The following is an 11,572-nucleotide window of genomic DNA, read 5'->3' as shown; positions in this document are numbered from 1 at the left end:
GACGGGGGGTTGCCTGTGAGGCAGGTTTTGGTGAGTCAGATCACAATGCGAAGGCGATAAGGGAATTCACCCGGCGGGAAAAGTAAGAGGCCGGAAAGAAAAAGGCGCGGCCCCCGAGGAAAGAGTTCCTCGGGGGCCGCGCCGGGTTTTCCGGGACGTGGATCAGGCCGTCGTCACATCGTCCCCGGCCGCCGCGACCCGCTGGGCGGGTACGGCCGCCGCGCGCGACTCCTGGCCGACGTTGCGGGTCTCGGCCTTGATGGCGAGGTCGGCCACGGCCGCGTTGAACTGCTCGATGGACGTCGGCTCGTCCGGGCCGAGCAGGTAGCGCTTCAGCTCGGTGCGGTCGGCGGCCAGCGGGTCGCCGGACGGGTCGCGGACCGCGTCCAGCAGCTCGCCCAGCGGCTCCGCCCGGTTCGACAGGATCGTCGCGGCGCGCACGGCCGTGTTCTGCCGCTTGAACTCCTCCACGCCCAGCTCGGCGGAGTCCGTGACGGCGTACGGCTTGCCGCTGGCGATGAAGTCGGAGACGACGCTGGAGATGTCGGAGACCATCGCGTCGGAGACGTTGAAGCAGTCGTACAGGCGCGGCTCGGCGCCGGTGATGACGCGGTGCTCGTGGGCCGGGAAGGAGCGCCAATAGGCGTCGTTCCACTCGGCGCGCAGCCGGGCGACCTCCTCGTGCCGGACCGGGTCGAGCAGTCCGTCGCGGGTGGCCTCGGCCTCGTCGCCGCTGGTGCCGGCCTTGCCGGACAACTCGGCCAGCCGCGCCTCGATGCGGGTCAGCTCGGCCTTGGCGGCGGCCTGCGCGGCCGCGTCGGCGGGGAAGCGCGGGTCGGCGGCGCGCTCGGCGGCGGCCTTCTCGACCAGGGCGGTGATCCGCTGGTGCGCGGCGCCGGCCTCCTTGCTGACGGTGCCGGTGAAGGGGTGCGGCTTGTACAGCACGCGGACCGGCGGGTCGGCGGCGACGAGCTTGCGCACGATGGTCTCGCCGGCGAGCACGATCGAGGTGTTGCCGGGGTTGCCGTCCCAGCCCTCCCAGGTGGGGGCGTACAGCACGGTCGGGATACGGCCCTCGGGGACGCCCTGCCAGGTCTGGATGGGGGCGAGCTGCGGGCGGCCGACCTCCACTATGTCCTCGTCGCGGACGCCCACGTCGGCTATGGCGTAGCGGTCGCGGCCCGCGCGGCCGGCGGTCCACACCTCGTCGTACGCCTTGCTGAACGGGTTGACGCTGGCGAGCTTGTCGCTGTCGCCGTGGCCGATGAAGACGTGCTTCATGGTGGGCACGCGCAGCAGGTGGATGTTCTTGCCGACGTTCGCGGCGTACAGGGCGACGCGGACGGTGCTCAGGTCCAGGTTCATCAGGTGCACACCGCCGGGCACGCAGACGACGGGGACCGTGGTGGGCGCCAGGTTCGCCAGGATGGCGCGCTCGCGCAGGATGATCAGCGGCTTGGAGTCCAGCTGCTCCATCGTCTCCAGCCACATGTTGACCTGGTACGCGGAGTCCTTGGAGCCGGAGAAGTACAGCACCGTCTCGGGCCGGTAGGCGCGCAGCCAGTCGTCCACGGCGGCCAGGACCAGCTCGGCCTTCGGCGGGACCTTCCGGCCGCGCACGTACGGCATGAGCGCGAGGACGTAGAGCAGGCCGAGGCCCACCGTGACGCCGATGCCGACGAAGCCGATGGCGGAGTGCTCCAGCCAGGCGGAGACCAGGATGCCGGCGACGGCCACGAGGTCGAGGTGCAGCATCTTCTCGGCGGAGCGGTGCAGCAGCCGGCGCGGCGGGGCGTCGGGGATGCGGATGCGCGAGGCGAGGTCGACGTTGCGGGTGGCGACCGGCATCCGGCGCCGGTTGCGGATCAGGGTGACCAGGGCGCCGTGCGGGGCCTGGAGGCCGTAGAAGGCGATGAAGCAGGCGATGGCGCCGTAGTAGACCAGGTTGTCCGCCAGGCTGAGCCGGGCGAGCAGCAGGAGCAGCAGCAGCTCCCTGATCAGGAAGCGGATCGACAGACCGGCCCGGACCTTGCTGAGGCGGTTGACCAGGTAGCTGCCCTTGCGGTGCAGATAGTGGTCCGCCAGGTACGTCACGGCGGCCGCCGCCGCGAAGGCGGGAATGCTCGGGACGAGCGCGGCCAGCATGAGTGCCGGGAATCCCAGCATCATGAGGACCGCCGCGGCCAGCTCGGCCGCACTGCCCACCCGGGCGACGCGAATAGCGGTGGATATCACGGAGAACCTGCTCAGGGAGAGGGGCCGGTCTGAAGAGGGAAGGACTCAGGCCCCTGTGAATTCTTTGTGAACAAAGAATCGCAGAGGCCTGAATTGCATAAGGCTATTGATGGCTGATTATGCCACGCCGTCCTGGCGGTCCAGCACACTGGCCAGTGCCTGCTCGAAGCCGGACGCCTTGCCCGCCGCCGCGGTCGGGTCCTGCTGGCGGACGTCGATGACGTGCCCGGTCAGCTCGGAGAGCAGGACGTCGAGCGAGGTGCGGGCGACGGCCTCGGAGGAGAGCAGCGAACCCGCGGGCTCCTGGCCGAAGGCCTTGGTGCGCATCGGGGTGGCCGTCCGCTCGGGATTGATGCAGTTCACGCGGATGCCGTCGCCGGCCCACTCGTCGGACAGCGCCTGGGTGAGGTTCACCATGGCGGCCTTGGTCGAGGAGTAGAGGCTGTACTCGGCGCGGCCGCGGGTGTAGCTGCTGGAGGTGTAGAGGAGCAGCTGGCCCTTGGTCTCGGACAGGTACTTGTACGAGGAGCGCGCGATCTGCACGGGGGCCAGGTAGTTGACCTTCAGCGCCTCCTCGATGGTGGCGTTGTCGGTCTCGGCGAGCTTGCCTATGCGCAGCACACCGGCGGTGTTGACGACGTAGTCGATCCGGCCGGTCTCGCCGTACGCCTTGGACAGCGCGTCGTCGACCTCCTCCGGGTTCTCCACGTGGGTGCCGGTGGTGGAGCGGCCCAGGGCGTAGACGTCGGCGCCGTAGGACTCGGCGAGCTCGGCGATGTCCTTGCCGATGCCGTAGGAGCCGCCGAAGACGACGATCGTCTTGCCGGTGAGCAGCTCGCGGTACGCCTCCTCGCCCACCTGCTCGGGGGCGGCGGTGGAGGCGAGCTGGAAGAGCTTGTCGGCGATGAAGACGTCGACGGGCTGAGTGACCTTCATGTTGTACTCGTCACCCGCGACGACGTGGATCGGCACGTCCGGCAGGTACTTGAGCACGACGGAGCAGTCGTCCGTGGCCTGGAAGTTGGGGTCGCCGGAGGCCACCTCGTAGGCGCGCTTGATCGTGGACAGCTTGAAGGCCTGCGGGGTCTGGCCGCGGCGCAGGCGGGAGCGGTCCGGGATCTCGGTGATGAACTCGCCGTCCTCACCGTGGGTGCGCGTGACGATGATGGTGTCCGCGGAGGGGATGGCGACGTCGACGGCCTGGAAGCGCTCCAGCGCGGTGACGCAGTCGTCGATGACGCGCTGCGAGAGCAAGGGGCGCACGGCGTCGTGGAAGAGGACGTTGAGGTCCTCGCCCTCGGCCAGGCCCTCGCCGAGGGCCTCGATGGCGCGCTCGGTGGTCTCGTTGCGGGTGGCGCCGCCCTCGATGATCTTCTTGACCTTCGTGAACCCGGCCTTGGCGACGATCTTCTCGATGTCCGGGACGTATCCGGGTGCCATCAGCACGATGACGTCGTCGATCGAGTCGGCCTTCTCGAAGGTGGTCAGGGTGTGCTCGATGACTGCCTTGCCGGCGATCTTCAGCAGCTGCTTGGGGATCGACAGACCCACGCGCTGACCGGTTCCACCGGCCAGGATCACTGCGGTGGTACGGGGCTTGGCTATGTGCTGGGACACAGGTGACCTACCTTGTGGCGACTGGGAACTTCGAAATGGTCCCACTTGGGGTTACCGCGATGCAAGGTGAGCGTCCTCGGCCGCATATGTGCGCGCAACCTGTCATTCACCTCGTACCCATGGTCCTTGCCGAGCGGCACTTCGAAGGTCCCTGGAATTGCTGTGAGTAACGGCACAGGCTCACCGCGGCCGTGACACGGGGGCTTCGGGCCATGGTGTCCGGGCGTTCCCACGGGATCCCTGGACGATGTCCCCCGAACCGTACGCGACGTGGCGGCCGCGGTGTACCGCGCGGCCGCCACGTCGGGGGTGCGTGTCTTCACTGTGACCCGGCGGAGGCCTGACTCCGGGGCCACGACGGGGTGTTACCTGGGTCACACCATCTCGACGCCGGGTCTGCCGGCCTCGACCCGCAACCGGGCCAGCGTGCTCGCGGTCGCCGTCGGGGTGCGGACCGTGTCCACGATCCGCACGCGCGCGTCGATGCCGTCGTGGCCGATGTCGAGGAGGTGGTAGCCGCGGTGGGCGTCGATCAGCTTCCAGTGCGGGTTGTCCGGCACCCTCGGGTCCCACTCCCGGTGGAAGGCGTCCTGGTCCTGGTCGCCGTTGCTGGAGACGGACGTGCCGACGAACTCGGCGCCGACGACCTCGGACTCGGGGTCGGCGAAGTCCCGCTTCAGATCGCTGACCATCGTGAAGTGCCGGTCCCCGGTGAGCACGACCGGGTTGCGGACGTGCCGCAGCTCCTCCATCAGCGCGTTGCGCTCGGCCTGGTAGCCGTCCCAGGCGTCGTAGTACCAGAGCTTGCCCTCGCCGACCCGCAGGTCGGTCTCCGCCATCATGATCTGCGAGCCGATGAGGTTCCAGCGGGCCGGCGAGCGACGCAGCCCGTCGAGCAGCCACCGCTTCTGCTCCGCTCCGAGCATGGTGCGCGCCGGGTCCTGGGCGCCCTCCTGCGTGGTGGCCTGGTCGCTGCGGTACTGGCGGGTGTCCAGCACGCTGAGCCGCGCGAGCCGGCCGAACTCCAGGCGCCGGTGCATCCGGATGTGCGGGCCGTCGGGGACGGCGCTCGCCCGGACCGGCATGTGCTCGTAGTACGCCTGGTAGCCCGCCGTCAGCCGGGCCACGAACGCGTCGTGCGGCTGCTTGTCCGGGTCCTGCGGGATCTCGCCGGCGAAGTCGTTGTCGATCTCGTGGTCGTCGAAGGTGACGATCCAGGGCGCGGCCGCGTGCATCGCCGCGAGGTCGGGGTCGGTGCGGTACTGGGCGTACCGGTTGCGGTACTGGTCGAGGGTGTACGGCTCACCGCTCCCCTCGTGCCGCCGCACACCGGTCGACGACGGCGTCGACTCGTAGATGTAGTCGCCCACGAACAGGACGGCGTCGGGGTCCTGGGCCAGCATGTCGGCGTACGGCGTGAAGTAGCCGTGCTGCCAGTTCTGGCAGGAGGCCAGGGCCAGCCGGAGCCGGCCGCCGGAGCTCGCGGGGTGCGGGGCGGTGCGGGTGCGGCCGGTGGGCGAGAGCTGCCCGCCGGCGCGGAAGCGGTACCAGTACGTCCGGCCGGGGCGCAGCCCGCGCACGTCGACGTGGACGCTGTGGCCGAGTTCGGGCCGGGCCTGGGCGGTGCCCCGGCGCACGGGCTTGCGGAACCGCTCGTCGCCGGCGATCTCCCAGTCGACGGCGACGGGCCGGCCGGGCATCCCGCCGCCGTTCAGCGGGTCGGGCGCCAGCCGCGTCCACAGCACGACGCCGTCGGGCAGCGGGTCGCCCGAGGCGACGCCGAGGCTGAACACCCCGTCCGGCAGCGGCTTCCCGGTGGCACGGGCGGCCGTCGGCAGCCACAGCTGCGCGGAGGCCGCCGCGCCGAGCACCGCGGCACCCGCGGTGAGCACTCGGCGCCGGTCGGGCAACATGGATCCGGATACCCCGGTCATCGTGAACTCCCCTGCCTCGCTTGCCTCGTGGACACTTCGGATGCTCGCGCTCCCGGGCGGACCGGGCGCTGAACAGCGAGCCTCGCGTGCATGACAAATGGGGAGACATCCGAGGACCCGTCACGGCACGGCGGTGCGCTCCGGCGCGTCTGGGGGTGTGGGGTGCGCCGGTGCGGGAGCGCCGCGACGGGTCCGGTGTGCGGCCGGGTCAGTCGTCGAAGCCGGCCCCCAGCCTCGCCTTCGCGGCGACCGTGCCGAGGGTGCCCGCGCCGAAGGTGGACGAGCCCGTCGCGCTGATCCCGGCGGACGACGAGGGGAACACCCACACCGACCCGGCGTTCTCGTTCTCTCCGGGCGCCCCGACGACGAGTTCCGCACGTCCGTCGCCGTTGCCGTCGACGAGATGCGTGGCGCCGCCGAACACGTCGTTCGTCTCGGCCACGCCCGGCACCGAGGCGGTGTCCTGGTTGACGCCCTGGGCCCCGGTCCCGGTCAGACCGGCCCGGGAGCCGCGCAGGAGCACGGTCCCGCCGGCGTTGCCCAGCCCGTCGAAGTCCTCGCCGGGCACGCCCACGGAGACGTCCGCGTAGCCGTCGCCGTTCACGTCGGCCACCGTCACGTCGGTGCCGAAGCCGTCGCCCCGCTCGGCGGCACCCGGCACCCCGGCGCTGTCCTGGTTGACGTACATCGCCCCGGTGCCGACCGGGCCGGTCGCGGAGCCGGGGACGAACGCGACCCGGCCGCCCAGCGGGATCGGGGTGTCGAGGTCGCTGTCGTACCCGTCGACGGAACGGCCCACGACGATGTCCTCGAACCCGTCGCCGTTCACGTCGCCGACGTCGACGAACTCACCGCCCTGCAGCTGCCGGCCCCGCGCGTCGTGCGGGATGGCGCCCTCGGCGAGGCCGTCCCGCGTGCCTCGCCAGTACACGATGTGCCGGGCGTCGTACTCGTCGCCCTGGTTCAGGGTGCCGACGACGTCGTCCACGCCGTCGCCGTTCACATCACCCGTCGCCAGGTCCAGGAACCGCGCGTCGGAGTCGTCCGGCACGGTCTCCTCGCCGCCGCGCGCGGCCCCGTCCCGGCCGAACGGCCCCCGGATCACGCGCAGATCGGCGTTGCCCTGCACGACGACCAGGTCGGCCTTCCCGTCGCCGTTCACATCGCCGACGGCCAGCCTCCCACGGTCGCTGAGCCCGTCGTACGTGTCCTTCCCGTACGCCAGCGCCGCCCCGCCGGACAGCCCGTTCGCGCCGCCCCACACGACCTGGACGAGCCCGGTCCCGGCGCCGCCCTCGACCGAGTCCTCCCCGGTGACGCCGACGACGAGGTCGGTGTAGCCGTCGCCGTCGAGGTCGGCGCCGCTCACCGCGCTGCCGAAGTGGTCGGCCGTCTCGGCGGAGTCGGGGACGCCGGGCGTGTTCTGGCTGATGACCTGCTTCGACGCGGGCTTCAGCCCGGTCGCCGAGCCGTACACGACGGCGACGTACCCGGCGCCCGTCTTCCCGTCGACGGCCGCGTCGGGCGCGGCCACCGCGAGATCCGCGTAACCGTCGCCGTTGAAGTCGGTCCTGATCCCGGCGGTGCCCGACGGGGCGGCGCCGGCCGCCTGGGCCGCGGGAAGGACGGCGGCGCCCGTGGCGGCCGCCACGACCGCGAGGGCCACCCGCCATGCCGGTCCATGAGTGCGCATCTCGGTCTCCAGTTCCGCGTGTGGGGGGGGAGTTGGTCGGCCGTCAGCCGGAGACGGCGGCGCCGAAGCGGGCCTTGCTCGCGGTGAAGCCCATGGTGGTGGGGCCGAACGAGAAGGAGCCGGTCGCGGTGACGCCGGTGGAGGTCGTGGAGAAGACCCACACGGAGCCGTCGGTGGCGTTCTCGTCCGGGTCGCCGACGACGAGCCCGTTGCGCTTGTCGCCGTCGGCGTCGACGAGCGCGGTGTCCGCCCCGAACCGGTCGCCCTTCTCGGCGGTGCCGGGCACCTTGGCGGTGTTCTGCGTGAACGCCTTGCTGCCGGTGCCGGTCAGACCGGACGCGCCGCCGCGCAGCACGAGCACGGCGCCGGCGTCGGTGACGCCGTCGAGGTCCTCTCCGGGCAGTCCGGTCGCCACGTCGAGGTAGCCGTCGCCGTCGGTGTCACCGATGGACAGCCCGGTGCCCATGCCGTCGCCCTTCTCGGCCGCGCCCGGCACCCCGGCGGTGTCCTGGTTGATCCACACCGCCTTGCGGGTGGTGGACACGCCCTGCGGGCCGCCGTGGACGACGGCGACGGCACCGCCCTTGGTGGGCAGTCCGGTGGTGCTCTCCGAGGAGTGGCCGACGACGATGTCGCCGTAGCCGTCCTTGTTCAGGTCGCCGATCGCCACGTCCTCACCGGGGACGGTCCGGCCCTGCGCGTCCTTGAGGAGGCCCTTGCGGGTGAAGCCGCTCGTGCCACCGAGGAGCAGTTCGACCCCGCGGGTCCCGTCGGCCTTCGTGGTCCGCACGGCGAGGTCGGCGGCGCCGTCGCCGTCGACGTCCCCGGCGGTCAGCGACTGGTAGCTCTGCGTCTGCCCGGCGATGGTGAAGTAGTCCTTCTTCGCGGGACGCCCCTCACGGTCGAACGGGCCGTGGAACACGGTGCCGTCGCCGTTGCTCTTCTCGGGGTCCCAGCTCTGCCAGTCGTCGTTGCTGAGCGTCACGAGGTCCGGGTGCTGGTCGCCGTCGACGTCCGCCACGGTGAACAGCCCCGTCGAGGCGGGCACCAGCGGCGTCCACATGAGGGTGGTCGGCTGGGACGACAGCCCGCTCGGGCCGCCCCAGTTGACCTGGACCGTGTAGCCGTCCTCGATGTCGACCTTGTAGTCCTGGATCACCGAGACCAGGTCGGCGTAGCCGTCCCCGTCGAGGTCGGCGCTCTCCAGGTGACTGCCGTACAGGCCCCGCCAGCCCTCGGGGTCCTCGACGCCCGGGCCCTTCAGCACCTGCTTGCGGGAGGTCGACAGCCCGCTCGAGGAGCCGTAGAGCACGCTCACCGAGCCGGCGCGGGCCTGGGTGTTCACGGTGGTGCCCGGCGCCCCGACGGCCAGGTCGGCGTACCCGTCGCCGTTGAAGTCGTCGTGCAGCCGCTTCGCGCTCGCCTTGGCGGTCACCGCGGACTCGGTGGCGGCGTTCACCGCGGGGACGGCGATCGCCCCGGCGACGAGCACGACACCGGTGGCGAGCCCCAGACGTCTGCGACGCGAGAGCGGGGTACGGCGGTGGGAACGGGAGGGCACGGCAACTCCGTTGGATCGAACGGTGGTTGAGGCACGGCGAGGTTCAAGATCCTCGTGCGCGCCGCCCAGTACGACTCACCGGGCCGCCCGGGGGTTGCCCTCAGGAACCCCACGAGTTTCCCCACGGTTCACCGATCCGGCCACGGCGTCCGGCCGAAGGGCGCGGACACGACGACGCCGGGACCACCGTGGTGGCCCCGGCGTCGCTCACACCGGTCGTTTCCGTGTCGGTCAGAACGGCTCGAAGTCGTCGAACTCCCGCGACGCCTCGTCCCGCTCGGCCTGCCGGTCGCGCCGGCGCTGCGCGGCGGGCCGGGGCTCCTCCAGGCGGTGGTCCTCGCCACGGCGGCCCAGCATCTCCGCGCCGGCCATCACCGTCGGCTCCCAGTCGAAGACGACCGCGTTGTCCTCGGGGCCGATGGCGACGCCGTCACCGGAGCGGGCGCCGGCCTTCATCAGTTCCTCTTCCACACCGAGGCGGTTGAGGCGGTCCGCGAGGTAGCCCACGGCCTCGTCGTTGTTGAAGTCGGTCTGCCGCACCCAGCGCTCGGGCTTCTCACCGCGCACCCGGTACAGGCCGTCGTCCTCGCGTACGACGGTGAAGCCCGCGTCGTCCACGGCCTTGGGCCGGATGACGATCCGCGTCGCCTCCTCCTTGGGCTTCGCCGCCCGCGCCCTGGCGACCAGGTCGGCGAGCGCGAACGACAGCTCCTTCAACCCGATGTGGGCGACGGCGGACACCTCGAAGACCGTGTAGCCACGGGCCTCCAGGTCCGGCCGCACCATCTCGGCGAGGTCCTTGCCGTCCGGAACGTCGATCTTGTTCAGGACGACGAGCCGCGGACGGTTGTCGAGGCCGCCGTACTCGCGCAGCTCGGCCTCGATGATGTCCAGGTCGGAGACGGGGTCGCGGTCGGACTCCAGCGTCGCGGTGTCCAGGACGTGCACGAGCACGCTGCACCGCTCGACGTGGCGCAGGAACTCCAGGCCCAGGCCCTTGCCCTGGCTGGCGCCCGGGATCAGACCGGGGACGTCGGCGATGGTGTAGACGGTCGAACCGGCCGTCACCACACCGAGGTTGGGCACCAGCGTGGTGAACGGGTAGTCGGCGATCTTCGGCTTGGCGGCGCTCAGCACCGAGATCAGCGAGGACTTGCCCGCGCTCGGGTAGCCGACCAGCGCCACGTCGGCGACGGTCTTCAGCTCCAGCACGATGTCCTGGAGGTCACCGGGCTCGCCGAGCAGCGCGAAGCCGGGCGCCTTGCGGCGGGCCGAGGCCAGCGCGGCGTTGCCGAGGCCGCCCCGGCCGCCCTGCGCGGCGACGAACGACGTGCCGTGCCCGACCAGGTCGGCGAGGACGTTGCCCGCCTTGTCCAGCACCACCGTGCCGTCCGGCACCGGCAGGATCAGGTCCTGGCCGTCCTTGCCGGAGCGGTTGCCGCCCTCACCGGGCTTGCCGTTGGTGGCCTTGCGGTGCGGGGAGTGGTGGTAGTCGAGCAGCGTGGTGACCGACTGGTCGACGGTGAGGATCACGTCGCCGCCGCGCCCGCCGTTGCCGCCGTCGGGTCCGCCGAGCGGCTTGAACTTCTCACGGTGGACGGAGGCACAGCCGTGGCCTCCGTTACCCGCGGCGACATGCAGTTCGACGCGGTCCACGAAGGTGGTCATGGTCAGTGCCTCCAGAAAGTACGGGGTGGTTCTTCGTTAACACGCGAAAGGCGGACCCGCCTTCCCGACCGGGAAGTGAGGTCCGCCTCGCGCATCGTTCGGTCGAAGCCCTGCGTACAGGGCGGTGAGTCGCAGGACTCAGGCGACCGGGACGATGTTGACGACCTTGCGGCCACGGCTGGAGCCGAACTCCACCGCACCGGCCTGCAGCGCGAACAGCGTGTCGTCGCCGCCACGGCCGACGCCCGCACCGGGGTGGAAGTGGGTGCCGCGCTGGCGGACCAGGATCTCACCCGCGTTGACGACCTGACCGCCGAAGCGCTTCACGCCGAGCCGCTGGGCGTTCGAGTCGCGACCGTTCCGGGTGGACGATGCGCCCTTCTTGTGTGCCATGTCTCCTCAGTCCCTTACTTCGCAGCCGCGGGGATCTCAGTGACCTTGATCGCCGTGTACTGCTGGCGGTGGCCCTGACGACGGCGGTAGCCGGTCTTGTTCTTGTAGCGCAGAATGTCGATCTTCTGCCCCTTGTGGTGGTCCACGACCTCGGCCTGGACCTTGATGCCGGCCAGCACCCACGGGTCGCTGGTCACAGCGTCGCCGTCGACAACGAGCAGGGTCGAGAGCTCGACCGTGTCGCCAACCTTGGCAGTGGAAATCTTGTCAACCTCAACGATGTCGCCGACAGCAACCTTGTGCTGGCGACCACCGCTGCGCACGATGGCGTACACGCGGATCTCACTCTCTCGCTCGGGAACGGCACCCCCGCAGTCCAGCCGCCCGGCACGCGGACGGCCTCTCCGAAGCACCCGGTGCGTCGGAGGACGAGGTTTACGGGGATGTGGCGCGTCCTATATCCACGGACAC

8 protein-coding genes are annotated in these 11,572 nt (G+C 71.1%); all 8 read right to left on the bottom strand.

What is annotated here, in order from left to right; all coding sequences use genetic code 11:
* Positions 1-162: 162 nt before the first annotated feature.
* The gene (locus ACFV46_RS01345; protein ID WP_361924284.1) at positions 163-2,205 is read right to left on the bottom strand and encodes a hypothetical protein; all 2,043 of its coding nucleotides are present in this window, start codon (positions 2,203-2,205) and stop codon (positions 163-165) included.
* Positions 2,206-2,352: 147 nt separating this feature from the next.
* The gene (locus tag ACFV46_RS01340) at positions 2,353-3,852 is read right to left on the bottom strand and encodes a D-ribitol-5-phosphate cytidylyltransferase (RefSeq protein ID WP_376726591.1); all 1,500 of its coding nucleotides are present in this window, start codon (positions 3,850-3,852) and stop codon (positions 2,353-2,355) included.
* A 374-nt stretch (positions 3,853-4,226) separates the two neighbouring features.
* The gene (locus ACFV46_RS01335) at positions 4,227-5,786 is read right to left on the bottom strand and encodes an alkaline phosphatase D family protein (RefSeq protein ID WP_385496665.1); all 1,560 of its coding nucleotides are present in this window, start codon (positions 5,784-5,786) and stop codon (positions 4,227-4,229) included.
* A gap of 208 nt (positions 5,787-5,994) precedes the next feature.
* Positions 5,995-7,479: an FG-GAP-like repeat-containing protein gene (locus ACFV46_RS01330; protein ID WP_385496664.1), complete on the bottom strand. Its 1,485-nt coding sequence runs from the start codon at positions 7,477-7,479 to the stop codon at positions 5,995-5,997.
* Between the two features lie 43 nt (positions 7,480-7,522).
* Entirely contained in the window at positions 7,523-9,040 is a 1,518-nt protein-coding gene (locus ACFV46_RS01325) for an FG-GAP-like repeat-containing protein (protein ID WP_385496663.1), read from the bottom strand.
* Positions 9,041-9,271: 231 nt separating this feature from the next.
* Complete coding sequence (obgE, locus tag ACFV46_RS01320) at positions 9,272-10,708, bottom strand: GTPase ObgE (protein WP_361923913.1); 1,437 nt, start codon at positions 10,706-10,708, stop codon at positions 9,272-9,274.
* Positions 10,709-10,846: 138 nt separating this feature from the next.
* Positions 10,847-11,101 carry a 50S ribosomal protein L27 gene (rpmA, locus tag ACFV46_RS01315; RefSeq protein ID WP_055620927.1) on the bottom strand — a complete coding sequence of 85 codons (255 nt, stop codon included), beginning with the start codon at positions 11,099-11,101 and terminating at the stop codon, positions 10,847-10,849.
* Positions 11,102-11,115: 14 nt separating this feature from the next.
* Positions 11,116-11,436: a 50S ribosomal protein L21 gene (gene rplU / locus ACFV46_RS01310; RefSeq protein ID WP_004931419.1), complete on the bottom strand. Its 321-nt coding sequence runs from the start codon at positions 11,434-11,436 to the stop codon at positions 11,116-11,118.
* Between the last annotated feature and the right edge of the window lie 136 nt (positions 11,437-11,572).

Source organism: Streptomyces sp. NPDC059852 (assembly GCF_042731455.1).
GTDB lineage: Bacteria > Actinomycetota > Actinomycetes > Streptomycetales > Streptomycetaceae > Streptomyces.
Note: the sequence above shows the minus strand (reverse complement) of the source record. Positions and strands in the feature narration are given on the sequence as shown.

Coding starts and splice junctions, on each gene's coding strand:
- ACFV46_RS01335 (WP_385496665.1), bottom strand. CDS start 5,786: ATGACCGGGGTATCCGGATCCATGTTGCCCGACCGGCGCCGAGTGCTC.
- ACFV46_RS01330 (WP_385496664.1), bottom strand. CDS start 7,479: ATGCGCACTCATGGACCGGCATGGCGGGTGGCCCTCGCGGTCGTGGCG.
- obgE (WP_361923913.1), bottom strand. CDS start 10,708: ATGACCACCTTCGTGGACCGCGTCGAACTGCATGTCGCCGCGGGTAAC.
- rpmA (WP_055620927.1), bottom strand. CDS start 11,101: ATGGCACACAAGAAGGGCGCATCGTCCACCCGGAACGGTCGCGACTCG.